A 23,053-nucleotide genomic window follows, 5' to 3' on the forward strand; every position below is an offset into this window, starting at 1 on the left:
TCATGAGCAAGCCCCTCAAGCAGATCCATCTCGCGGCCCACTTCCCCGGAGTCAACAACACCACCGTGTGGAGTGACCCGGAGGCCGGCAGCCACATCGAGTTCAGCTCCTTCGCGCACTTCGCCCGGACATCCGAGCGCGCGAAATTCGACTTCCTCTTCCTCGCCGAAGGCCTCCGGCTTCGCGAACAGGGCGGTGAGATCTACGACTTGGACGTCGTGGGGCGGCCCGACACCTTCACCGTCCTCGCCGCGCTCGCCGCCGTCACCGAACACCTGGGCCTGACCGGGACGATCAACTCGACCTTCAACGAGCCCTACGAGGTGGCCCGCCAGTTCGCCAGCCTCGACCACCTCTCGGGCGGGCGCGCCGCCTGGAACGTGGTCACCTCCTGGGACGCCTTCACCGGCGAGAACTTCCGGCGCGGCGGCTTCCTGCCGCAGCAGGAGCGCTACTCCCGGGCCAAGGAGTTCCTGGCCACCACGAACGAACTCTTCGACTCCTGGCACGGCGACGAGATCCTCGCGGACCGGCGGACGGGCACGTTCCTGAGCGATGCGAAGGCCGGGGCCTTCGTGCACAAGGGGCAGCACTTCGACATCGAGGGACAGTTCAACGTGCCGCGCTCACCGCAGGGGCGGCCGGTGATCTTCCAGGCGGGCGACTCGGAGGAGGGCCGTGACTTCGCCGCGTCGAGCGCGGACGCGATCTTCAGCCGGTACGCCACCCTCAAGGAGGGGCAGGCCTTCTACACGGACGTCAAGGGCCGCCTCGCCCGGTACGGCCGCCGGCCCGACCAGCTGCTGATCCTCCCGGCGGCCACCTTCGTCCTCGGCGACACCGACGCCGAAGCGGAGGAACTGGCCCGCGAGGTACGCCGCAGCCAGGTCAGCGGCGCCACCGCGATCAAGCACCTCGAATTCGTCTGGAACCGGGACCTGTCCGGGTACGACCCGGACGGCCCCCTCCCCGACATCGACCCCGACCCGGGCGAGCACACCGTCGCCCGCGGCCGCGCCCAGGTGCGGATGTACCGCGACCCGTCGGCCATCGCCCGCGAATGGCGGGAGCGCGCGGCCGCCAACAAGTGGTCCATCCGCGACCTGGTCATCGAGACCGGGAACCGCCAGGCCTTCGTCGGCTCCCCGTCCACCGTCGCCACCACGATCAACGACTTCGTCCAGGCCGATGTCTCCGACGGCTTCATCCTCGCCCCGCACATCACTCCTGGCGGCCTCGACGCGTTCACCGACCGGGTCGTCCCGCTGCTCCAGGAACGGGGCGTGTACCGGACGGAGTACGAGGGCACCACCCTGCGCGACCACCTCGGCCTCGACCACCCCGACGACGCCCGCGACGAGCGTGAGGCGTCATGAAGTTCCTCGCCATCACCCTGATCGTGCACGGCCCGCACCCCGTGACCGGCGTGCGGAAGCCGACCAGCGACCGCTTCCGCGAGGTGCTCGACAACGCGCTCCTCGCGGAGGAACTGGGCTTCGACGGCTTCGGGGTGGGGGAGCGGCACGAGCGGCCCTTCATCTCCTCCTCGCCACCGGTCGTGCTCAGTCACATAGCCGCTCTCACCTCCCGGATCCGGCTGTTCACGGCTGTCACCACGCTCAGCCTCCTCGACCCGGTGCGCGCCTACGAGGACTACGCGACGCTGGACCACCTCTCCGGCGGGCGGCTCGAACTGATCATCGGCAAGGGCAACGGCGCCGCCCAGCGGGACCTCTTCCAGATCACCCCCGAGGACCAGTGGGACCGCAACGCCGAGAGCTACGAGGTGTTCCGGCAGATCTGGCGCCAGGACAAGGTCACCGCCGCCACCCGCTTCCGTCCGGAACTCAAGGACGCCGAGGTCTGGCCCCGGCCTCTTCAGCAGCCCGTCCGGATCTGGCACGGCAGCGCGACCAGCAGGGAGTCCGTCGATCTCGCCGCCCGCTACGGCGATCCGCTCTTCTCCGCCAACGTCAGCAACACCATCGAGCCCTACGCCGAGCTGATCCGCTACTACCGCGAGCGCTGGGAGCACCACGGCCACGACCCGGCGGACATCGCGGTGGGCGCGGGGACGGCCGGCATCTATGCGGCCCGGACCTCACAGGAGGCGCTCGCCGCCTACCGGCCGGTGTTCGAGGGGAACCTCGCCTTCCAGAAAAAGCTGGGCCTGGAACCGGTGTTCACCACCCTGGAGGATTTCGTGGAGCGCAGCTCGGCGCTGATCGGCAGTCCGCAGCAGATCCTGGAGAAAGTGCACCGCTACCACGAGCAGTTCGGTCACACGGTCCTCCATCTGCACGCGGACGCGGGCGGGCTGACGGATGCTCAGCACCGGGACTCGCTCGCGCTCTTCCAGTCGGACGTCGCACCCGTGCTGCGCCGGGAGATCCCTGATCCGCCGTTCGCCTGGGGCCCCGTGCTCGCCGAGACCGAGCCTGAGGCCGCACCCGAGCCCGAGGCCGCACCCGCCCCCGCGCCCGTTGCCGTCGACCGCTGAGGAGTCCTCGCGTCATGTCCGACATTCCCCTCGGGGTCCTCGACCTGGTCCCGGTCCCCTCCGGGTCCACCGCCTCGGAGGCGCTCCGCAACTCCATCGACCTGGCGCGGCAGGCCGAGAGCTTCGGGTACGCCCGGTACTGGGTCGCCGAGCACCACCTCAACCCGGGTGTGGCCGGTACCTCGCCCGCGGTCGTCCTCGCCCTCACGGCCTCCGCGACCACGTCCATCCGGCTCGGAGCGGGCGCCGTCCAGCTCGGCCACCGCACCGCCCTGTCCACGGTCGAGGAGTTCGGCCTGATCGACGCGCTGCATCCCGGCCGGCTCGACCTGGGCCTCGGCCGCTCCGGCGGACGCCCGCCCGGCGGCGCCGCCCCGCGGCCGTCCACGACCCCGGTGGTCGACGGGCGCACGCCAGGCGGCCTCCGCATCCCGCCCCGCTTCTCCTTCGAGCATCTGCTCGGCTCGCCCCGCGTCGCGCTCCAGCGCAAGCTGCTCCAGCAGCCGCACGCCGAATCGCAGGACTACGGCGAGCAGATCGACGACATCCTGGCGCTCCTGGCGGGCACCTACCGTTCCGAGGACGGCATCGAGGCCCATGCCGTCCCGGGGGAGGGCGCCGAGGTGGAGCTGTGGATCCTGGGCAGCAGCGGCGGGCAGAGTGCCCGGGTCGCGGGCCGGTCCGGGCTGCGGTTCGCGGCCAACTACCACGTCAGCCCCGCCACCGTGCTGGAGGCGGCAGAGGGGTACCGCGCCGCGTTCCGGCCCTCCGACGTCCTCGCCGAGCCCTACGTCAGCGTGTCCGCCGACGTCGTGGTCGCGCAGGACGACGAGACCGCCCGCGAACTGGCCACCGGATACGGTGCCTGGGTCCGCAGCATCCGTTCGGCCGAGGGCGCCATCGAATTCCCCACGCCGGACGAGGCTCGCGCCCACATCTGGACGGACGCGGACCGTGCCCTGGTCCAGGACCGCCTCGACACCCAGTTCGTCGGCTCCCCGGACCGGGTCGCCGACCGGCTGGCCGAACTTCAGGAAGCCACCGGCGCCGACGAGTTGCTGATCACCACGATCACCCACGGACACGAGGACCGGGTGCGGTCGTACGAGCTGCTGGCCGAGGAGTGGCGCAAGAGGTGAGGCGGACGCCGTCAGGTGCCCTGATGCCCTCGTAGTTCCTCCACCGCGGCCCGCGCGGCGGCGCCGATCACGGCGTCGGCGCGCGGCAGTCTGCTGTCGGCCCTGGCCGCCTGGGTGAACACCACCGCGGTGTAGGTGCTGCCGTCCGCGAGTTCGACGACGCCTGCTTCGTGCCGGAGCGAGCCGAAGGTGCCGGTCTTTCCGTAGACGGTGACGTCGTCGTAGGGAAAGCCGGAGGCGAGCCGGTGCGTCCACGGCTGCCTGCGCATGACCTCGCGCATGAACGCGCAGCCTTCGGCGGAAGCGGCCTCGTCCGTCCAGATCGCCCGCAGGAGCCGGGCCATGTCCGCCGGTGTGCCGGACGCCTTGGAGGCCGGGTCGTACACACCCGCCGGCACCACGGTGTCGTTGTCCGCCACATGGGCCAGGGCCGCGTCCAGGGAAGGCGCCCCCGTCTCCGCGACGAGCCTGTTGAACGTCGCGACGACACCGCCGTGGATACGGGTGTCCGGCATGCCCAGGTCGCGGCAGAAGGCGTCGACCACATCGGCGCCGACCGCCCGCAGGACGGCGGCGGCCGCGGTGTTGTCGGAGACGGTCATCATCAGCGTCACCAGATCGCGCAGTGACATGGTGACGGGGTCGTGCAGGACGGAGATGCCGGTCGGACCGGGGACCCGGTCGGCCGGCTCCAGGGTCACCCGGTGGCGCGGGTCGAGCCGCCCCGTGTCCGCGAGGCGGCAGAAGGCGGCCATCAGCGGCACCTTGTAGACCGAGCCCAGCGGCAGCTGCTCGCCGGGCTCGATGACCACACGGGCCGAGGGGCGGTGCAGTTCCGCCACGTGCAGCCAGCCCCGGACGCCCGCGTCGTCGAACATCTCGCGGATGGCGCGCTCCACGCCGCCGCCGTGCCGGGGCCGGGTCACGGTGCCACCTTCCGGGCCAGGGCATCCTCCAGCAGCTGCGCCGTCCCGGCGGTCTCCCGCGCACCCGGGCGCCGCGGGTCCCAGGCCACCCGCAGCCGCAGGGGGAGCGGCGGGTCCGTTGCGGCGCGGCGCTCCACACCGGACGCCGTCAGCGCGTCGTCCGCCGTCACCAGTTCCGCCTGACCCGCCGCCACGAGGGCGAGCCCGGCGCGTTCGTCGGACACCACCACCGTGTCCACACGGCGGCCCCGGCTGGCCAGGGTGTCGATGAACAGGTCATGGGCCGCGGGCGCTTCGGCACGCGGGCGTACCGCGACGGGCAGCCGTGACGCCGTCGTCCCACCGGTTCCGCGGGCCCCGGCGGGGGACAGCACCCAGGTCGGCAGCAGGATCACCCGTCCCGCGGCGAGGCCGTGCAGCACGGACGGGTGCCGGATCACGGCGATGTCGACCCGTCCGGCCGCGACGTCACCGAGCAGCGCGGCCGTCGACGCCGTCACCATGCCGATCCGGGCGCGCTCACCGGCCCGGACCGGCGCCGCGGCCACCTCCGCGGCCAGCGGCGCCGGCACCTCCGGGGCCAGCCCGATCCGCAGCCGCCGCCCGTCCGCCCGCTGACGGGCACCGGTCTCGCGGAGCTCCGCGAACGCGGCCAGGGCGCGGCGGGCGTGCGGAAGCAGCAGGGCACCCTCCTCGGTGAGGAACACTCCCCGCTCACGGTCGAACAGACGGACCCCGAGCAGCGCCTCCAGTCTGCGCAGACCCTGCGACAGCGGCGGCTGGGTCATGCCCACACGCTGGGCGGCGGCACCGAAGTGTTCCTCCTCCGCCAGGGCGACGAAGATTTCCAGGTGCCGTTCGGTGAGCACTCCGTACCTCCTGGCATGCTGCGATATGGCTTATGAATGGGCTCAATGCCGAGATGGTATTCGACATGCGGTGCGGCGGCGGACTTGAATCCGGGACAGACACGTCCCATCGGAACAGAAAGCCCGTATGCCATGCACACTCGAACTTCGCTGTCCCGCCGTGCCGTTCTGACCGGCCTCGCCGCCCTCCCACTCGTCGGCTGCACCAGCGGCCCGGAGGCATCACCGAAACCGTCCGGTTCCGGTAGGCCGTCGGCCTCGTCGTCGCCCCCGGCCGATCCCCGTACCGAGCGGGCATTCCGCGATCTGGAGCGGAAGTTCGACGCCAGCCTCGGCGTCCACGCGCTCGACACGGGCAGCGGCCGGACCGTCACCCACCGGCCCGATGAGCGATTCGCCTACGCCTCCACCTGCAAGGCGCTGCTCGTCGGCGCCGTACTGGACAGGAACTCGCTCCGGCAGATGGACCGGCTCGTGCGCTACGGCCGCGACGATCTCGTCAGCGCCTCACCGGTCACCGAGCGGCACGTCGCCACCGGGATGACCCTGCGCGAGCTGTCCGACGCGGCCATCCGGTACAGCGACAACACCGCGGCCAACCTCCTCTTCCACGAGCTGGGTTCCCCCCGCGCCCTCCAGGACGCCCTCCGCGCGCTCGGTGACGACGTCACCCGCTGCGACCGCTATGAGACCGCGCTCAGCGACGCCACCCCCGGCGACCTCCGGGACACCAGCACGCCCCGCGCCCTCGCCACCGGGCTGCGCGCGTACGTCCTCGGCAACACCCTCCCCGCGGACAGGCGGGCCGTACTGACCGACCTGCTCAGGCGAAACACCACAGGTGACAACACGATCCGCGCGGGCGTGCCGGACCACTGGCAGGTGGGCGACAAGACGGGCACGGGCGGCTACGGCACCCGGAACGACATCGCCGTCATCTGGCCCCCCGGCGCCGCCCCGATCACCCTGGCCGTCCTCTCCCGCCGCGACGCCAAGGACGCCGAACGCGACGACGCGCTCATCGCCGGCGCCGCGAAGGTCGCGCTCGACGCCATCGGGGCGCTCGGGTAACCGGCCGTCCGCGTCCCGCTCGGTCCGGCGCTAGCATCAGCATCCTCACCGACCGCTGGAGCAGACTGCCATGCCCTTGCCACGCCTCGGAGTCGTCATCGTCACGATGGGCACTCGCCCCGTGGAGCTGGCCGCCCTGCTCGCCTCTGTGGAGAAGCAGGACGTGCCCGCGGCGCGAGTGGTCCTGGTCGGCAACGCGACGCCCCTCACAGACATCACGGCGGACGTGACCAGGATCCCGCTGGAGGAGAACCTGGGCTGCCCCGGCGGCCGCAACGTCGGGATCGGGGCGCTGAGCGACTCGGGGGAGGTGGACGTCGTCATCGAACTCGACGACGACGGCCTGCTCATCGCCCCCGACGTGTTCCGCCGGGTTCAGCGGCTGTTCGCGAACGACCCCGGGCTCGGCATCGTCGGGTTCCGGGTCGCCGACGAGAACGGGGTGACGGAGCGTCGCTGGGTGCCCCGGCTGCGCGCCGACGACCCGATGAAGGGTGGCCCGGTGACCGCCTTCCTCGGGGGTGGGCACGCCTTCTCGATGCCGATGCTCGACGGGATCGGCCACTGGCCGGCGGAGTTCTTCTTCGGGCACGAGGAGTCCGACCTCGCCTGGCGCGCCCTCGACGCGGGCTGGACGATCCTGTACGAGCCCGAACTCGTCCTCCAGCATCCGAGGACGTCCCCGGCCCGGCACCCGACCCACTACCGCTTCACCGCCCGCAACCGGGTGTGGCTGGCCCGCCGACGACTCCCGGTCCCGCTGATCCCCGTCTACCTCGGTGTCTGGATCTCCCTGACCATGGCACGGATGCGCTCGGCCGCCGGTCTGCGGGCCTGGTGGGGCGGTTTCTTCGAGGGGCTGCGGACGCCGTGCGGGCCGCGCGGGCCGATGAAGTGGCGCACCGTGTGGCGCATGACCCGGCTGGGCCGCCCGCCGGTCCTCTGACCGACCCGAAACGGGCAGCGGCCCGGGGCTCCGGCGGGGGAGTGCCGACCGCCACGGGCGCCGTTCGGGCGCACGCGGGGCCTCGATCGGGCAGGAGTCCGGGCGGAGGCGGCCGGTCCATGCGGCTTGACCAGCCGATACGGCCTCGCGGAAACGGGCACGAACGGGCACAGGTGACGCGGTGAAGAGCCTGGTCGCCGTGGGTCCCCTGCTTGTACAAACGATTCATGAGCCCGAACGGGGCCCGAGTCGCAGCGAACGCAGGGAAGTGTGTCGTGGACACCGACGAGCGCCGACGAGAGATCCTCAAGATTGCCAGACGCGAAGGGTCGGTGGACGTCACCGCACTGGCCGGCACGCTTCAGGTGGCCAAGGAGACCGTCCGGCGTGATCTGCACATCCTGGAGGAACACGGTCTGGTACGCCGCACCCACGGCGGCGCCTACCCGGTGGAGAGCGCGGGCTTCGAGACGACGCTGGCCGCCCGTACCAGCCGTCTCGTTCCCCAGAAGTCCAGGATCGCGGCGGCCGCGGCGGACCTGCTCGGTGACGCGGAGACGGTCTTCGTCGACGAGGGCTACACCCCCATGCTCGTCGCCGAGGCGCTGCCCAGGGACCGGCCCCTGACCGTGGTCACCGCGTCCCTCGCCGTGGCGACCGCGCTCGCGGACGCCGAGAAGACCACGGTGCTGCTCCTCGGCGGCCGGCTGCGCGGTTCCACGATGGCCACCGTCGACCACTGGACGACCCGGATGCTCGCGGGATTCGTCATCGACCTGGCGTATGTCGGGGCGAACGGGATCTCCCGCGAATACGGGCTGACCACGCCCGACCCGGCCGTGAGCGAGGTGAAGGCCCAGGCCATGCGCAGCAGCCGGCGCCGGGTCTTCGCCGGAATCCACACCAAGTTCGGCGCCGTCAGCTTCTGCCGCTTCGCCGAGGTCGGTGACTTCGAGTCCATCGTCACCGACACCGGTCTGGCCTCGGCGGAGGCGCAGCGCTACTCGCGTCTGGGCCCCCAGGTCATCCGCGCCTGACGCACCCTGCGGCACAGCCCGACCGCCCCGCCCCATGCCAGCCGACCGAGACGGCTGACATGACCCTTACAACTTGAAGAAGTCCCTCGATGACGAGTGATCAGGAGAACCACATGCCCCACCTTCAGCAACATCGAAGCAGGCTGAGTGTGCGTCTGGGCACGGGCGCCGCCCTCACGGCGCTGCTCGCCGGGTGCAGCGGCGCCGGCGGCGGCAGCTCGTCCGGTGACAGCGAGTCGATCAACGTCCTCATGGTGAACAACCCGCAGATGGTCCAGTTGCAGAAGCTCACCGCGGCCAACTTCACGAAGGAGACCGGCATCAAGGTCCACTTCACGGTGCTGCCGGAGAACGACGTACGCGACAAGATCACCCAGGACTTCTCCAACCAGGCGGGCCAGTACGACGTGGCCACCATCAGTAACTTCGAGGTGCCGTTCTACGCGAAGAACGGCTGGCTGCACCCGCTCGACTCGTACGCCTCCAAGGACAAGGCGTTCGACCAGGGCGACATCCTCAAGCCGCTCCGCGACTCCCTCACCGCACAGGACGGCAAGCTCTACGCCGAGCCGTTCTACGGCGAGTCGTCCTTCCTCATGTACCGCAAGGACGTCTTCGCGGAGAAGAACCTGAAGATGCCCGCCAAACCCACCTGGCAGCAGGTCGCAGACCTGGCGGCCAAGGCGGACGGCGCCAGGAGCGGCATGAAGGGCATCTGCCTGCGCGGACTGCCGGGCTGGGGCGAGGTCATCGCCCCGCTCACCACCGTCGTCAACACCATGGGCGGTACCTGGTTCGACAAGGACTGGAACGCGAAGCTCGACACACCCGAGTTCAAGAAGGCCGTCCAGTTCTACGTCGACCTGGTGAAGAAGCACGGCGAGGCGGGCGCGCCCCAGTCCGGCTACGCCGAGTGCCTCAACAACATGACGCAGGGCAAGACGGCCATGTGGTACGACGCCACCGCGGGCGCCGGATCACTGGAGGCCTCCGGCTCCCCGGTCAGGGGCAAGGTCGGATACGTGGCCGCACCCGTCGAGAAGACCGACACCTCCGGCTGGCTCTACACCTGGGCCTGGGGCATGCAGAAGGCCTCCAAGAAGACCGACAGCGCCTGGAAGTTCATCTCCTGGGCCTCCGGCAAGGGGTACGAGAACCTCGTCGGGACGAAGGTCGGCTGGCCCGACGTGCCCGCGGGCAAGCGCGCCTCCACGTACTCCAACCAGGACTACCTGAAGGACGCCGCCGCGTTCGCGAGCGTCACCCGGCAGGCCATCGCCGGCGCGAACCCCCGCGACCCCGGCACCCAGCCGAGGCCGACCGTCGGCATCCAGTTCGTCGACATCCCGGAATTCACCGACCTCGGCACCAAGGTCTCGCAGGAGATCAGCGCCGCCATCGCCGGCCGCCAGTCGGTGTCCGACGCCCTCAAGACCTCGCAGACACTCGCCGAGAAGGTCGGCAAGGAGCAGCGGTGAGTGCCCCCGTATCCACCCCGGACGTCTCGTCGCCCGGCGCGCCGGATGACGCCGCCCCGCCCCGCAGGACCGTAAAGGCCCCCGGCCGGGCGCGCGTCTGGGCCACCCGCGCCCCGCTGCTCCCCGCCCTGGTCTTCCTGATCGCCGTCACCCAACTGCCGTTCGTGGCAACCGTGGTGGTCTCGTTCTTCGACTGGAACTCGCTCTCGCCCGACCAGCGCAGCTTCAGCGCGTTCGCCAACTACAAAGAGGTGTTCAGCGACCCGAGCCTGCGCGACTCGGTGGTCACCACGGTCCTGCTCACCGCCAGTGTCGTGATCGTCAGCGTCGTGCTCGGACTCCTGCTCGCCCTGCTGCTGGACCGCAAGTTCATCGGGCGGGGGTTCGTGCGCACCCTGCTGATCACACCCTTCCTGCTGGTGCCCGTCTCGGCGGCGCTGATGTGGAAACACGTCCTGTACAACCCGGAGTACGGGCTGCTGAACGGGGCCTGGGCCTGGTTCACCGGACTGTTCGGCGCCGACAGCCCCGCGCAGCCCGACTGGATCTCCGACATGCCGCTGGCCGCGGTCGCCACCGCCCTCGTCTGGCAGTGGACCCCGTTCATGATGCTCATCCTGCTCGCCGGGCTGCAGAGCCGGTCCGCAGAGCAGATGGAGGCCGCCCGGCTGGACGGCGCCAACGCCTGGCAGATGTTCTGCTTCCTGACCCTGCCGCACCTGCGCCGCTACCTGGAACTCGGCGTGCTGCTCGGCTCGATCTACATCGTGCAGAACTTCGACGCGGTGTTCACCATCACCGCCGGCGGACTCGGCACGGCCAACCTCCCCTACACGATCTACCAGACCTTCTACCAAGCCCATGAATACGGACTGGCGTCCGCCGCGGGCGTGGTCGTGGTGATCGGCACCATCGTCGTCGCCACCTTCGCCCTGCGCGTGGTCTCGTCCCTCTTCAGCGAGGAGGCGAACCGGACATGAGCAGTACCCTGACCGCCGCGCCCACCACCCGGCCGGGCCGCGCGGAACACGCACGAACGGCGCGCAGGGGCAGGCGCCGCTCCACCGCCCTCGGCGTGGTCGCCTGGATCGTCGGCATCGTCTTCTGCGCACCCGCGCTCTGGATGCTGCTCACCTCCTTCCACTCGGAGGCCGACGCCGCGACCAATCCGCCGTCGCTCGGCGCGCCCCTCACCCTCGACGGCTACCGGGTGTTCTTCGGCGCCGGGGGAGGGGCCAGTCCCTGGCCGCCGCTGATCAACTCCGTGACCGCATCGGTCTTCTCCACGCTCTTCGTGCTCGTACTCGCGCTCCCCGCCGCGTACGCGCTCTCCATCAAGCGAGTGGAGAAGTGGACGGACGTGATGTTCTTCTTCCTGTCCACGAAGATGCTGCCGGTCGTCGCGGGGCTGCTGCCGGTGTACCTGTTCGCCAAGAACACCGGGATGCTGGACAACATCTGGTTCCTCGTCATCCTCTACACGTCGATGAATCTGCCGATCGCGGTATGGATGATGCAGTCCTTCCTGGCGGACGTGCCGGTCTCCATCATCGAGGCCGCCCAGGTCGACGGGGCCCGGCTGCCGACCGTGCTGACCAGGGTGGTGGCGCCGGTCGCCGCACCCGGAATCGCGGCCACCTCCCTCATCTGCTTCATCTTCAGCTGGAACGAACTGCTCTTCGCCCGGGTGCTCACCGGGGTGACGGCCCAGACCGCGCCCGTCTTCCTGACGAGCCTCGTCACCAGCCAGGGGCTCTTCCTCGCCCAGCTGTGCGCCGCGTCCGTCGTCGTGTCCCTGCCGGTGCTCGCCGCCGGCTTCGCCGCTCAGGACAAACTCGTCCAGGGCCTTTCTCTTGGAGCTGTCAAATGAGGGCTGCGATCATCGAGTCCATCGGCAAGGTGTCGGTCGAGACCGTCCCCGACCCCACCCCCGGTCCCCGGGACGTCGTTGTCGCCGTCCGGGCCTGCGGACTCTGCGGCACCGATCTGCACATCCTGCAGGGCGAGTTCGCCCCCGCGCTGCCGATCATCCCCGGCCACGAGTTCGCCGGCGAGATCGTGGAGACCGGCTCCGGGGTGACCGAACTGGCCGTCGGGGACAAGGTCGCCGTCGATCCGTCGCTGCACTGCCACGAGTGCCACTACTGCCGCAGCGGGCGCGGGAACCTCTGCGACAACTGGAACGCGATCGGGGTCAGCAAGCCCGGCGGGGCAGCCGAGTTCGCCGTCGCCCCGGTGGCGAACTGCGTGAAGCTCCCGGACCACGTCGACGTGGCCACCGCGGCGCTGATCGAACCGCTCTCCTGCGCGGTACGCGGCTACGACGTGCTCAGCTCCACGCTGGGCGCCAAGGTGCTCATCTACGGTTCCGGCACCATGGGACTGATGATGCTGGAGCTCGCCAAACGCACCGGCGCCGCCTCCGTCGACATCCTGGACGTCAACCCGGACCGGCTGACCACCGCCGTCAGGCTCGGCGTCTCGCGCTCCGCCGCCTCCGCGGACGAACTGGAGACGGTAAGGGGCTGGGACGTCGTCGTCGATGCCACCGGGAACGCGGGCGCCATCCAGGACGGCCTCGGCCGGGTCGCCAAGGGCGGCACGTTCCTCCAGTTCGGCGTCGCGGACTACGCGACGAAGGCCGTCATCGAGCCGTACCGGATCTACAACCAGGAGATCACGATCACCGGCTCGATGGCCGTGCTGCACAGCTACGAGCGTGCCGCCGCGCTGTTCGCCGCGGGGGTCATCGACCCTGCGGTCTTCATCAGCGACCGGCTGCCGCTGGAGCAGTACCCCGAGGCACTGGAGCGGTTCAAGGCGGGCCTGGGCCGCAAGATCGTGGTCGAGCCGTGACCGGTGGTCCCGATGCCGTCCTGGTGATGGGCGAGGCCCTCATCGACCTGGTGCCGTCCGCGGACGATCCGCGGACGCACCGGGCCCAGCCCGGCGGCGCACCAGCCAACGTCGCCGCCGGGCTGGCCCGGCTCGGCACCCCCAGCTGGTTCGCGGGCGGGCTCGGCGGCGACGGATTCGCCCGCCTGATCGAGGAGCGGCTGGCCTCCGCCGGTACGCGACTCGACCTGTGCGCCCGCTCGGTGCTGCCCACCGCACTGGCCGTGGCGGACCCGGGCCCCGACGGCACCGGCTACCACTTCCACCTGGACGACACCGCCACCTTCCGGCTGCCGGAGCGTACGGCCGAGGTGGGCCGCTTCGGCGCCGTGTACGCGGGCGGGCTCGCCGCGGTCGTCGCGCCCGCCGCAGGGGCGGTCGCCGCGACCGCGCGCGCCGGGGCCGAGCACTCCGTCCTGGTGGTCGACCCGAACGTGCGCGAGGACCGCACCCTCGACCAGGCGTCCGCCGTGCGCCGGCTGCGGGAGCTGTGCGGACGGGCCAGGATCCTCAAGGTCAGCGACGAGGACGTGGCCGTGCTCTGGCCGGGCGCGTCCCCGGAGGAGACCTGCGAGCGGCTGGCCGGGGAGAACCGGCTGGTGGTCCTCACCCGGGGCGCGGCGGGCAGCACAGCGTTCACCCCGGACCTGGAGCGGGCTTCGGTTGCCGCTGAGCGGGTCGAGGTGGTCAACACGATCGGCGCGGGTGACGCGTTCATGGCCGGGATGCTCAACTGGCTGAGCGACGCCGGGGCGTTCCGCGCCGGCGGCGCCGTACGGCTGTCGCGCGACAGGGCCGCGGAGATGCTGACGTTCGCCTCCCGGGTGGCGGCCTCCGTGGTCGCGCAGTCCGGGACGGAGCCGTCGCGGCCGCTGACAGCGGGCCCGGCTCAGGAGACGCCCACACCCCCGCTCAGGCCGCAGGCTCGATGGTGACCTTGACGTGCTTCATGATCGGCTGGTCGCTCTGGGTGCTGTAGTCGCTGAGTGCGCAGAGCACGTTCATCTCGGGCATGTAACCGGCCGCGCAGCCACGTGGGATGTCGTAGGGGATGGCGAGGTAGCCGTTGAGGGACCGCGTGCTGCCGTCCTTGGCGGTGCTGGCGATGTCCACCGGGCCCATGTCCGCGATTCCGCGTTCGCGCATGTCGGCCCGGTTCATGAAGACGAGCGTGCGCAGGTTCTTGACGCCTCGGTAGCGGTCGTTGTCCGAGTAGATCGTGGTGTTCCACTGGTCGTGGGACCGCATCGTGCCGAGCGCCAGGGTGCCGGGGGCGGGGACGACGTCGGGCAGGGCGGCGGCGGAGAACTCGGCGCGTCCGGACGGCGTGAGGAAGACCAGTTCGCGGGCGGGCTGCATGATGCGGAAGCCGAGGGGCAGCCGCACCCGGCGGTTGAAGTCCTCGAAGCCGTCGAGCGCCTCGGCCATGGTGTCCCGGATGCGGTCGTAGTCCTCGATGTACCACTCCCAGGGCGTGGCGCTGTCGGGGAGGGCCGCGCGCGCCATGCCGGCGACGATTGCCGGTTCGGAGAGCAGGTGCGGTGAGGCGGGGCGCTTCATGCCGACCGACATGTGGACCATGCTCATCGAGTCCTCGACGGACGTGCTCTGGACGCCCTTGCGCTGGTGGTCCTTCTCGGTGCGGCCGAGGCACGGGAGGATGAGGGCTCGGCGGCCGTGGACGACGTGGCTTCGGTTCAGCTTGGTGCTCACCTGCACGGTCAGGTCGCAGGAGCGCAGGGCCGCGTAGGTGTAGGGGGTGTCGGGTGCGGCGAGGGCGAAGTTGCCGCCCATGGCGACGAACACCTTCACGTCGCCGCTGTGCATCGCCGGGATGGTGCGGACGGTGTCCAGGCCGTGCTCACGGGGCGGTTCGATGTCGCAGGCCGCGGCGAGGCGGTCGAGGAACGCGTCGGTGGGGCGGTGATCGATCCCGCAGGTGCGATTGCCCTGGACGTTGCTGTGCCCCCGCACGGGGGAGGGGCCGGCGCCCTCGCGCCCCAGATTGCCTCGCAGCAGAAGGAGGTTGACGATCTCCCGGACGGTGTCGACGCCGTGTTCGTGCTGGGTCAGCCCGAGACACCAGCTGACGATGGAGCGGTCGGCCTCGCTGTACACGCGCGCGGCCTTCAGGATGTCGGCGCGGCCCAGCCCGGACTGCTCCTCGATCTCGCTCCACGGGGTGGCCTCGCACAGGGCGCGGTAGTCCTCGAAGCCGGTGGTGTGGCGGTCGATGAACACCCGGTCCAGCGCCTTGGGGTCGGATGCGGACTGCTCCAGGACCGCCTTCGCCATGCCGCGCAGGAGGGCCATGTCCCCGCCGATGCGGGGCTGCAGGTTCAGGGTGCTGGTCCGTGTCGCCTTGACGAGGGCCATGTCGGTGAAGTCGTGGGGCACGATGGTGCGGGTGGCGGCGGCCTCGACCATCGGATTGACGTGGACGATCTGGGCGCCGCGACGGTAGGCCTCGGCCAGCGCGGTGAGCATCCTGGGTGCGTTGGAGGCGGCGTTGACCCCCAGGATGAACAGGGCGTCGGCACTCTCCCAGTCCTTGAGGTCGACAGTTCCCTTGCCTGTGCCGAGCGAGGCGTGCAGGGCGCGTCCGCTGGCTTCGTGACACATGTTGGAGCAGTCCGGCAGGTTGTTCGTGCCCAGTTCACGGGCCATGAGCTGGTAGAGGAACGTGGCCTCGTTGCCGAGGCGGCCGGAGGTGTAGAACGAGGCCTGGTTGGGGTCGTCCAGCCCGCGCAGGGCACTGCCGACGACCTCGAACGCGTCCTTCCAGCTGATCGGGACGTAGTGGTCCGTCCCGGGGTCGTAGACCATCGGCTCGGTGAGCCGGCCCTGGTTCTCCAGGTCGTAGTCGCTCCACTCGGAGAGCTCGGTCACCGAATGGGCGGCGAAGAACTCGCGCCCGACCCGCTTGCGGGTCATTTCCCAGGTGACGTGCTTGATCCCGTTCTCACAGATGTCCAGGTGCAGGCCTTTGGTGTCGTCGGGCCAGGCGCATCCCGGGCAGTCGAACCCGCCGTTCTCATGGTTCATCCGCATGATCGCCCGCGGGCCGTCCACGAGCGCGCCCTCGTGCACCAGGAACTGGCTCACACTCTTCGCCGCGCCCCAGCCGGCGGCGGGGTGGCGATAGGGGCGGAATTCCGGACCCGCTTCGGGGGTGGGGCCCACCTCGGGCTCCAGGCGTTCCGGATCGTCACGGTGGGGCCTCATGACTGTTGACCTTCCGCCATTCGGGCAAATGGGTACAGAACATTACTACTGGGAAAAATATGTGGGCCGGTAGGGGCGCGCCACTCGACGTCCAGGACGGTTGGCGAATTCGCCGGGTCTGCCGGACTGCCGCCCGGCTCAGGCGCGGATAGCCTGAGACAGCCCTCGCTTCACCGCGTTGCCGAGGCAGCCCTCCCGAGGTCCCCATGAGCGATTGGCTGGTGCTTTCCGCCCTTCCCCGGCTCGTCGGAGCGGCGGTCGTCGGAGCGGCGGCGGGCGCGGTCGTAGGCGTGCTGACCAGTGCGCAGCTGGGCGTCCTCGCCGCGATCGCGGCGGCGGAGACGGCCTTCGTGGTGACGGGGTGGATCGCCCTGTGGCCCATGACAGCCGCGGCCACCCATCACAACGCCCGGCGCGAGGAGTTCCGGCCCGTCATCGAGGAGCTCGCGGTCGTCGGGTCCGCCGTGTCCGGTCTCGTCGGCATCGTGGCGCTGCTTCTGGTGGGCGACCCGGGTCTGAACCATGCCGCGGCTGTCACGGCACTCTGCGGAGTGTTCATGGCCTGGGCGGCACTGCACCTGATGTACGCCGCCCGGTACGCGTACATCTACTACCTGCCGCCGGAGGGCGGGATCGACTTCAACACCGACGACCCGCCGCGCTACAGCGACTTCCTCTACTTCAGTTACAACCTCGGCATGACCTACCAGGTCTCCGACACCGACGTCTCCAGTCCCCGGATCCGCGCGGTCGCCCTCCGGCACTGCCTGCTGTCGTACGTCTTCGGAGCGAGCATCCTGGCCACGACCATCAACCTCGTCGCCGGAATCGTCACGGGCTGACCCGCGCCGGCCGCCGGAGCCCCGGCGTTCATGAGCTCCGGCGTTCACGAGCACCGGGACAACACGCTCGCCGGGCCTCGCGTCAACGTCTGCGCGAACCGCTACGCCCCCATCCGGTGCCGATGCCGCCCACGTGCAGGGCCAGGGCAGTGAGGCCGAGCAGCATCACATTCACCGAGGAGAAGACGTCGTTCGTCGCGATGTCGGCGGCGTTGATCAGGAAGGCGATGAAGAAGAGCACAGCTGCGACGATTCCCAGCATGGTCGGGACTCCCTTTTTGATTGGGTGAAGTGTGGGTGCAGCCCGTGTGCCCCTGTTCAACACACCCATGTGTCGATAGGGCGTTCGATGCGTCGGATCGTTGGCGGTGACCGCCGGTTGGTTCGGCGACGGGCCCGGACCAATCCGTTACGACGACGGCACCGAATAGACGACATCAGCGACCGAACGCGGTTCCGGTTCTGTGACCGGAACCGCCGGAAGGGGATGCGTCTTCGTGAATGCCCGCCGTTCAACCCGTCTCACCGCCTTGCTGGCCGTGCCCGCCGCGCTCACGCTCTGCGCGGCCGTGCCCGCCATGGCGCACGACGGCCATGTCGCCGGCAGTACGACGAAAGCCGCAGACGGTGACACGTACCAGATCGATCTGAACCAGTTGAACAACTCCGGCGCGAGTGGCACGGCCCTGGTGAGCGTGGAGGGCGACAAGCTCACCGTGAAGATCGAGGCCGAGGGGCTGGTGCCCGGTCAGCCGCACGCGCAGCACATCCACGGCTCGACCGACGGCCATGACTTCCACTGCCCGGACATGAGCGCGGACAAGGACGGTGACGGCATCGTCAGCACGGCCGAGGGGCTGCCGGTGTACGGGGACATCAACATCTCCCTGACCACCAAGGGCGACACGTCCAAGGACAGCGGTCTCGCGGTCGACCGGATGCCCGTGGCGGACAAGGACGGGAAGCTGAGCTACTCCCGGACGATCCCCGTCTCGCACGCCGTCGTCGAGCACATCAAGGATCTGCACGTCGTCCAGCACGGCATCGACCCGAACGGCAACGCCAAGTACGACTTCGGCAAGGGGAAGAGCGAACTCGACCCGAAGCTGCCGCAGGAGGCCACCGCTCCGGCGAGCTGCGGCATGGTCAAGGGCGCCGCGGTCGGCTCCATGCCGACGGGTGGCGTCGAGACCGGAAGCGGGAGCACGGCGGGCGTGGAGTCGCCCGGACTGTTCGCGGCGGGCGGCGCGGCCGTTCTCGCGGCGGGCGGACTGTTCGTCGTACGGCGCCGCACGCGCACGGCCCACGCCCGGCACGACAGCTGAGGCGCTCCGCACCGGCGGACGCACCGTCGGATGCCCCGTAACGGCCGGACGCAGGGACAGGTGAAGCGATGAATGGGACACCCGACGAAGGCGCGCACCGCACGAGGGCCCGGCGGCGCGACGTCACACTCATCGCCCTCGCCGCCGCCCTGCTCCTGGCCGGTGGGCTGCTGCTGGCTCTGGGAACCAGCCGGCAGCAGCCCGCTCCACCCCCTGCCGCAGAGAAGGGGGGCCCGGTCGCCACCGAACAGCCCCCGGCGACGCGGCAGGGGGCGCGGAGCCCGGCACCGTCCGGGAAGCCGCGCACCGAGGCGCTGCCCGCGTCCCGGCCCGTCAGCATCACGATTCCCTCGCTCAAGGTGACCTCCACCCTGGAGGAGCTCGGGCTCGGCAAGGACCGGGCCATGGAGACCCCGCGGGACCCGGACAAGGCCGGCTGGTACCGGCCCGGGGCCACGCCCGGAGCCGTGGGGCCCGCCGTGATCGCGGGGCATGTCACCTGGAACGGGGCCCCCGGGGTGTTCTTCGGGCTCGGCAAGCTCGGTCCCGGTGACCGGATCAGCGTTCGGCGCGCGGACGGGCGGACCGCCGATTTCACCGTCGACCGGACCGCGCTCTACCCCAAGGACCGGTTCCCCACCGTCGAGGTGTACCGCAACCTCGATCATGCCGGGCTCCGCCTGATCACCTGTGGCGGCGACTACTCCAAGAACGACAGCCACTACGCCGACAACGTCGTCGTGTACGCCACACTCACCGGCAGCCACGGCCACGGGTAGGGCAGTCGGGCACTACTTCGGCCGTACAGGTGAAGCCGGTACCGGATCAGCTCCGGTTCCAATCCGGCGGCCCCGTGGCTCCGAATGACTGACGGAGCGGGGCTCACGGCGAGAGGTCCGCCTCAGCCGCTCGGGGCCGGGCCGGCGATCCGGCGGGATCCGGCCCTGAGCGTGCGTCACCCCCACACGTGCACCGGACCCGTCAACGGGACCCAGCCACCGCACGGGCCCGCCGTCCGGAGCCGAGACCATCGGATTCGGACAGCGGGCCGAGGAGCCGGAACTCCTTCGGTGGCCCCGTCGTCCGCTGCGCAGGTCCCGTGCCGGCTCGACAACCTCCACTCGTGAGCCGGAGCGGGACAGGCGGTCTGCCGGTGCCTGCAGCCGGCAGACCGCACCCGCCACCGTCTGCCGTACTCAGCTTCCCCAGCCGCCGCCGACCGCCCTGCTCGACAGGTACGAGTCCCGCAGCGCCGCGCGCAGGCCCGGAACGATGCCGTCGTACCGCGTGGCGAGCCGCTTGAGCGTCTGCTTGTGCTCGCGGCGTTCCTTACCGGTGAACACGCTGGTCACCTCGGCCTCGGCCGCGAACACGGCCATGGTCAGCTCGTCCACCGGGAGCGATGCCGGATCGCCGTCGAGGAGTACGGCGTCGCGAATCCGCCCCTGAAGGGCGCGCACCTGTTCCGGGGCGTTGACGACGACCCGGTCGACGGGCACCAGGCCCAGTCGCTTCTCGTGGTGGACCGTGATCGCGCCCGTCCCGGCAAGCTGCTCACGGACCGGCTTCTCGGCGGTGTGGGCCTTGTTGTGCACGAACCGGAGCCAGCGCTTCGGCTTCTCCGTGGGCAGGTCGCGCCACACCTCGGCGAGGAAGAGATCGCCCGGCGGCGTGGCGGCGCGTCGGACGACCTTGCCTCCCTCGGCGCCGAGCAGGCCGTCGACGGCCAGTTGGGTCAGCGCCCCGGCGCGCAGCAGCTGGCCGCGCCCCTGGAGGTTGGTGAGTTCGAATTTCTCGTCGTCCACGGTGTAGCAGAGCAGGTAAAGGTTCTGGGGCAGTGACCGGCGCATGTGTCTTCCTCTGCCTTCGTCGGAATCGCGTGGGCGCGGCGCGGCGACCCGTGCGAAGCGCCTGCCCGGTGCGAGCGAGCCGAATCATCCCGAAGCGCAGAGCGTGCGGAGTCGAAGCGCTTCCGTTCCCGCTCCAGGTCTCCCGTCCGGGACACGCGCGTTGGCACGGCGAAAGTCGGCCAGTTTGTGATCGGCGCAGGCCGTTCCCGCCGCGGGACGCGGAACCGCCGACACCGCTCGCCGGGGCCGGACCATGTGTCGTGACGTGGGGGACGGCGACCGGATGGCCACCGGTTCCGTCATCCCGCCACGCCGCCCCTGACCCTGCGTCGGACCGCCGGCTTCGATCGCGTCCGGTGTCGATTTTCAGACGAAACGATAAATCTACCGTTTCGGACGACACCGCACTGGTCGATATTGTCCCGGAAGGCCTGGTTCATTGCTTGACGGGACTGAGCACACCGCTCACGTTCAGGACTTCGTGGCACTCCTGCGCACGACGTCCGGTGGCCGGTGTCCCCGGCTTCGCACAGGTCACGTTGACGGTCACGGTGTCGTTCTCGGTGATCTTGATGGGGGTGACCCAGTGGTAGTCCTGGTTGCGGAAGGTCTCCAGCGCGATCGTGGTGATCTTGCGCCCGCCGAACGTGATCGTGAGCACTCCCTCGTCGCCCTGGAAGTTGGCGACGACGATGTCCGTGATCCCGAAGGCGTGGTCCTCGGGCACCTTGTACGTACCGGCGTTGCTCGTTCCGCCGGATGTCTTCAGGTCGATGGTGGCCGAACTCTGCTGCCCGCCGCCCGCCGAGGTCCCGTCGCCGCCCGCGCCGGGCGTGGCTCCGGGGCTCGCTCCGGGCTGCGCACCCTTGTCGCCGCCGGACGGATTGCCCTTCTCGCCGCCCGAACCGGTGCCCGGCGACTGGCTGTCCTGCGCGCCGCCCGGATTGGGGCGCGCCTGGACCTCCTTCGTGGCGGCCTCCTTCGCCGCGCTGCGCACCGCCGGACGGACCAGGGTGAACCAGGCCAGCAGCAGCGCGAGCAGCGCCGCCAGCACGGCGAGCAGCCACTTCGGGAAGACCGGGATCTGGACGAACTCGGCGTTCAGGGGCGGCCGGACGGCGGCCTCGTCGCGCCGTACCTCCTCCTGGCCGGCGGACTCGGCGGACTCGGTGGACTCCGAGGTGTCCACGGTGAACGGCCACACCACCGGGGAGCCGAACCACACCGGCTTGCCCGTGCGGACCCGCAGCCGGATCTCCGCCGTCTCGCCGGGCTCCAGCTTCGGCTTCGCGGGGGTGAACGTGAACCGAAGCTCCTCGCCCGCCTGGCCCGGGACGAAGCCCACCTGCGCCGGGGCGTTGCCCAGGTTGCGCACCGCGAGCCGGTAGCGGCCGCGCAGCCAGCCCCGCCGGCGGCGCGGCGCCAGCTCGGTGTGCAGCTCGCGGAACTCCTCGACGTGCACGGTGGTTTCCGGGACCCGCACCGACTCGGGGTGCTCGGCCGGCAGCACGCGCACGCCGAGAGGTATGTCGCCGGGCCTGGTCTCCGGCGAACGCGGCGGATCCAGGCGGATCGTCACCGTCTCGGACGTGCCGGGATAGAGGGAGACCCGTGGGGGTTCCACGGTGGCCCAGGGGGCGCAGTCCCCGACGACCTCCAGGCTGTACGCCTCGACGATGTCGCTGTCGTTGCGGACGGTCAGGCTGGTGGTGGCGGTGCTGCCCGGTGCCACGGTCACCGCCGGGATGTCGAGGCCGGGCGCGCTGGGGCCGGAAGGGGCTGCAGAAGGCGTCACACCGTCACGCTAGAACCGCCGCACGTCCGCCGCGAGGAGCGCAAGGGCAAGACCCGGGCAGTCGCGGTGCCCGGGGAGTCAAGACCAACTCCACTGAAACGGTGAGCTGTTGATCCGTACGCGCGACTCGCGAGCCCGCCGCCCGTGTCCGTGACGGCCGCTGTCCGTTCTCACGTCCCGCGGCTCCCACGTCCTTCTGCCCACGAAGCACTCCTCACGAACCCTCCGCATTTCCTCTGCTCACGAACCCTCTCCGAACGACCTCTTTCTCCACGAACCCTCTGCCCACGGACTCATGAATCAGGAACCCTGCCCATGACCTGCCCAGAGCAGTACCGTCCGGCCGTGTCCGTCACCGCACCACGTCTCTCCGCCCAGGCACCGGCCGCGCACCGGACCTCCCCGACCGACCGCGCGGACCAGGTGACCATCGCCGTCTACGCCGCCGACCCGGTCCTGCACGTCGGTGTCGTCCAGCAGTTACGCCGACGGCCCGAGGTGAGTCTCCTCGACGACGACGCGGCGGAACAGGCCCAGGTGTCGCTGGTCGTCGTCGACAGCGTCGACGACGACGTGGCAGCCCTCCTGCACCGGCTGCGGCACAACACCGCCACCCGCACCGGCCTCGTGGTCGGCACCCTCGGCGCGGGCGCCCTGCAACGCGTCATAGAGTGCGGCGTCTCCGCGGTACTGCGGCGCGCAGACGCGGGCCAGGACCAGCTTCTCCACCTGGTCCTGGCGATAGCCAACGGCGAGGGCGTGCTCCCTGGCGACCTGCTGGGCAAGCTGCTCACCCATGTGGGCAGCCTCCAGCGCTCCGCGCTCGACCCCCGGAGCCTCTCGCTGTCCACGCTGACCACCCGCGAGGCGGACATGCTGCGCCTGGTGTCGGAAGGCCTGGACACCGTGGAGATAGCCCGCAAGACCGCCTACTCCGAACGGACCGTCAAGAACGTCCTGCACGAGATCATCACGCGGCTGCAACTGCGCAACCGGGCCCACGCGGTCGGCTACGCACTGCGCAACGGGCTGATCTGACGGCGTCCGGGCACCGCGGAACTGCCCGAAAGCGCACCGCACGTTTCCCCCGGGTACGTCCCCGCCGCCCTGCCGCACCGCACGAGGGCCCGGCAGGGTGGCGGGGGACAGCCCGAA

Annotated in this window: 21 protein-coding genes; 15 read left to right on the forward strand and 6 right to left on the reverse strand. The window is 70.6% G+C overall.

Annotated features, from left to right (window positions below):
* The first annotated feature begins 2 nt into the window (after window positions 1–2).
* From OG892_RS37710 to OG892_RS37720, 3 genes are read left to right on the forward strand one after another with little or no spacing between them, the layout of a single operon-like run.
* Entirely contained in the window at window positions 3–1,376 is a 1,374-nt protein-coding gene (locus OG892_RS37710) for an NtaA/DmoA family FMN-dependent monooxygenase (RefSeq protein ID WP_073733964.1), read from the forward strand.
* Complete coding sequence (locus tag OG892_RS37715; RefSeq protein WP_371631425.1) at window positions 1,373–2,500, forward strand: LLM class flavin-dependent oxidoreductase; 1,128 nt, start codon at window positions 1,373–1,375, stop codon at window positions 2,498–2,500. Before OG892_RS37710 ends, OG892_RS37715 begins: the two co-directional genes overlap by 4 nt.
* A 14-nt stretch (window positions 2,501–2,514) precedes the next feature.
* Window positions 2,515–3,639 carry an MsnO8 family LLM class oxidoreductase gene (locus OG892_RS37720; RefSeq protein ID WP_371631426.1) on the forward strand — a complete coding sequence of 375 codons (1,125 nt, stop codon included), beginning with the start codon at window positions 2,515–2,517 and terminating at the stop codon, window positions 3,637–3,639.
* Window positions 3,640–3,650: 11 nt separating this feature from the next.
* Here the strand turns inward: OG892_RS37720 and OG892_RS37725 are convergent, their stop codons facing one another.
* Together OG892_RS37725 and OG892_RS37730 are read right to left on the reverse strand one after the other, a co-directional pair.
* Window positions 3,651–4,565 (reverse strand): serine hydrolase, encoded by a 915-nt coding sequence (locus OG892_RS37725; RefSeq protein ID WP_371631427.1) that lies wholly within the window; start codon window positions 4,563–4,565, stop codon window positions 3,651–3,653.
* Window positions 4,562–5,434, reverse strand: coding sequence for a LysR family transcriptional regulator (locus OG892_RS37730; protein ID WP_073733961.1), 873 nt, complete (start codon window positions 5,432–5,434; stop codon window positions 4,562–4,564). Before OG892_RS37730 ends, OG892_RS37725 begins: the two co-directional genes overlap by 4 nt.
* 132 nt (window positions 5,435–5,566) lie before the next feature.
* On the opposite strand from OG892_RS37730, the gene bla reads away from it, so the two are divergent.
* The 8 genes from bla to OG892_RS37770 all read left to right on the forward strand — a co-directional run bounded on the left by bla (window position 5,567) and on the right by OG892_RS37770 (window position 13,796).
* Window positions 5,567–6,505, forward strand: coding sequence for a class A beta-lactamase (bla, locus tag OG892_RS37735; RefSeq protein WP_371631428.1), 939 nt, complete (start codon window positions 5,567–5,569; stop codon window positions 6,503–6,505).
* A gap of 70 nt (window positions 6,506–6,575) precedes the next feature.
* Complete coding sequence (locus tag OG892_RS37740; protein ID WP_328864298.1) at window positions 6,576–7,451, forward strand: glycosyltransferase family 2 protein; 876 nt, start codon at window positions 6,576–6,578, stop codon at window positions 7,449–7,451.
* A gap of 275 nt (window positions 7,452–7,726) precedes the next feature.
* Window positions 7,727–8,488, forward strand: coding sequence for a DeoR/GlpR family DNA-binding transcription regulator (locus tag OG892_RS37745; RefSeq protein WP_073733958.1), 762 nt, complete (start codon window positions 7,727–7,729; stop codon window positions 8,486–8,488).
* A 113-nt stretch (window positions 8,489–8,601) separates the two neighbouring features.
* The gene (locus tag OG892_RS37750) at window positions 8,602–9,966 is read left to right on the forward strand and encodes a sugar ABC transporter substrate-binding protein (protein ID WP_073733957.1); all 1,365 of its coding nucleotides are present in this window, start codon (window positions 8,602–8,604) and stop codon (window positions 9,964–9,966) included.
* The gene (locus OG892_RS37755) at window positions 9,963–10,946 is read left to right on the forward strand and encodes a sugar ABC transporter permease (RefSeq protein ID WP_327341091.1); all 984 of its coding nucleotides are present in this window, start codon (window positions 9,963–9,965) and stop codon (window positions 10,944–10,946) included. The genes OG892_RS37750 and OG892_RS37755 overlap by 4 nt, the downstream gene beginning before the upstream one ends.
* Window positions 10,943–11,836 carry a carbohydrate ABC transporter permease gene (locus OG892_RS37760; RefSeq protein WP_073733955.1) on the forward strand — a complete coding sequence of 298 codons (894 nt, stop codon included), beginning with the start codon at window positions 10,943–10,945 and terminating at the stop codon, window positions 11,834–11,836. The genes OG892_RS37755 and OG892_RS37760 overlap by 4 nt, the downstream gene beginning before the upstream one ends.
* Window positions 11,833–12,822 (forward strand): zinc-dependent alcohol dehydrogenase family protein, encoded by a 990-nt coding sequence (locus OG892_RS37765; protein WP_073733954.1) that lies wholly within the window; start codon window positions 11,833–11,835, stop codon window positions 12,820–12,822. Before OG892_RS37760 ends, OG892_RS37765 begins: the two co-directional genes overlap by 4 nt.
* The gene (locus OG892_RS37770) at window positions 12,819–13,796 is read left to right on the forward strand and encodes a PfkB family carbohydrate kinase (protein WP_371631429.1); all 978 of its coding nucleotides are present in this window, start codon (window positions 12,819–12,821) and stop codon (window positions 13,794–13,796) included. The genes OG892_RS37765 and OG892_RS37770 overlap by 4 nt, the downstream gene beginning before the upstream one ends.
* Here the strand turns inward: OG892_RS37770 and OG892_RS37775 are convergent.
* Window positions 13,774–16,086 carry an FdhF/YdeP family oxidoreductase gene (locus tag OG892_RS37775; protein ID WP_371631430.1) on the reverse strand — a complete coding sequence of 771 codons (2,313 nt, stop codon included), beginning with the start codon at window positions 16,084–16,086 and terminating at the stop codon, window positions 13,774–13,776. The genes OG892_RS37770 and OG892_RS37775 overlap by 23 nt on opposite strands.
* Before the next feature lie 206 nt (window positions 16,087–16,292).
* Here OG892_RS37775 and OG892_RS37780 point away from each other — a divergent pair, with 206 nt between their 5' ends.
* Window positions 16,293–16,928: a DUF1345 domain-containing protein gene (locus tag OG892_RS37780; protein WP_371631431.1), complete on the forward strand. Its 636-nt coding sequence runs from the start codon at window positions 16,293–16,295 to the stop codon at window positions 16,926–16,928.
* A gap of 82 nt (window positions 16,929–17,010) precedes the next feature.
* On the opposite strand, the gene OG892_RS37785 is transcribed toward OG892_RS37780, so the two are convergent.
* Window positions 17,011–17,190: a hypothetical protein gene (locus tag OG892_RS37785; RefSeq protein WP_073733950.1), complete on the reverse strand. Its 180-nt coding sequence runs from the start codon at window positions 17,188–17,190 to the stop codon at window positions 17,011–17,013.
* Window positions 17,191–17,425: 235 nt separating this feature from the next.
* Between OG892_RS37785 and OG892_RS37790 the strand changes: the two genes are divergently transcribed.
* Together OG892_RS37790 and OG892_RS37795 are read left to right on the forward strand one after the other, a co-directional pair.
* Entirely contained in the window at window positions 17,426–18,253 is an 828-nt protein-coding gene (locus OG892_RS37790; protein WP_371631432.1) for a hypothetical protein, read from the forward strand.
* Between the two features lie 68 nt (window positions 18,254–18,321).
* Window positions 18,322–19,032 (forward strand): class F sortase, encoded by a 711-nt coding sequence (locus tag OG892_RS37795; protein ID WP_371631433.1) that lies wholly within the window; start codon window positions 18,322–18,324, stop codon window positions 19,030–19,032.
* Between the two features lie 417 nt (window positions 19,033–19,449).
* Here OG892_RS37795 and OG892_RS37800 read toward each other — a convergent pair whose 3' ends face one another.
* Together OG892_RS37800 and OG892_RS37805 are read right to left on the reverse strand one after the other, a co-directional pair.
* The gene (locus tag OG892_RS37800) at window positions 19,450–20,103 is read right to left on the reverse strand and encodes a GPP34 family phosphoprotein (RefSeq protein ID WP_371631434.1); all 654 of its coding nucleotides are present in this window, start codon (window positions 20,101–20,103) and stop codon (window positions 19,450–19,452) included.
* Window positions 20,104–20,539: 436 nt separating this feature from the next.
* Complete coding sequence (locus OG892_RS37805) at window positions 20,540–21,898, reverse strand: hydrolytic protein (RefSeq protein ID WP_242436580.1); 1,359 nt, start codon at window positions 21,896–21,898, stop codon at window positions 20,540–20,542.
* Between the two features lie 315 nt (window positions 21,899–22,213).
* On the opposite strand from OG892_RS37805, the gene OG892_RS37810 reads away from it, so the two are divergent.
* Window positions 22,214–22,936 carry a LuxR C-terminal-related transcriptional regulator gene (locus OG892_RS37810; protein WP_371631435.1) on the forward strand — a complete coding sequence of 241 codons (723 nt, stop codon included), beginning with the start codon at window positions 22,214–22,216 and terminating at the stop codon, window positions 22,934–22,936.
* The last annotated feature ends 117 nt before the right edge of the window (window positions 22,937–23,053 follow it).

It is taken from the genome of Streptomyces sp. NBC_00341, from assembly GCF_041435055.1.
Lineage (GTDB): Bacteria > Actinomycetota > Actinomycetes > Streptomycetales > Streptomycetaceae > Streptomyces.

Bases quoted from the DNA above. Each gene is read 5' to 3' on its own strand.
- OG892_RS37710 (WP_073733964.1), top strand. From the start codon at position 3: ATGAGCAAGCCCCTCAAGCAGATCCATCTCGCGGCCCACTTCCCCGGA.
- OG892_RS37715 (WP_371631425.1), top strand. From the start codon at position 1,373: ATGAAGTTCCTCGCCATCACCCTGATCGTGCACGGCCCGCACCCCGTG.
- OG892_RS37720 (WP_371631426.1), top strand. From the start codon at position 2,515: ATGTCCGACATTCCCCTCGGGGTCCTCGACCTGGTCCCGGTCCCCTCC.
- bla (WP_371631428.1), top strand. From the start codon at position 5,567: ATGCACACTCGAACTTCGCTGTCCCGCCGTGCCGTTCTGACCGGCCTC.
- OG892_RS37740 (WP_328864298.1), top strand. From the start codon at position 6,576: ATGCCCTTGCCACGCCTCGGAGTCGTCATCGTCACGATGGGCACTCGC.
- OG892_RS37750 (WP_073733957.1), top strand. From the start codon at position 8,602: ATGCCCCACCTTCAGCAACATCGAAGCAGGCTGAGTGTGCGTCTGGGC.
- OG892_RS37760 (WP_073733955.1), top strand. From the start codon at position 10,943: ATGAGCAGTACCCTGACCGCCGCGCCCACCACCCGGCCGGGCCGCGCG.
- OG892_RS37765 (WP_073733954.1), top strand. From the start codon at position 11,833: ATGAGGGCTGCGATCATCGAGTCCATCGGCAAGGTGTCGGTCGAGACC.
- OG892_RS37775 (WP_371631430.1), bottom strand. From the start codon at position 16,086: ATGAGGCCCCACCGTGACGATCCGGAACGCCTGGAGCCCGAGGTGGGC.
- OG892_RS37780 (WP_371631431.1), top strand. From the start codon at position 16,293: ATGAGCGATTGGCTGGTGCTTTCCGCCCTTCCCCGGCTCGTCGGAGCG.
- OG892_RS37785 (WP_073733950.1), bottom strand. From the start codon at position 17,190: ATGCTGGGAATCGTCGCAGCTGTGCTCTTCTTCATCGCCTTCCTGATC.
- OG892_RS37795 (WP_371631433.1), top strand. From the start codon at position 18,322: ATGAATGGGACACCCGACGAAGGCGCGCACCGCACGAGGGCCCGGCGG.
- OG892_RS37800 (WP_371631434.1), bottom strand. From the start codon at position 20,103: ATGCGCCGGTCACTGCCCCAGAACCTTTACCTGCTCTGCTACACCGTG.
- OG892_RS37810 (WP_371631435.1), top strand. From the start codon at position 22,214: ATGACCTGCCCAGAGCAGTACCGTCCGGCCGTGTCCGTCACCGCACCA.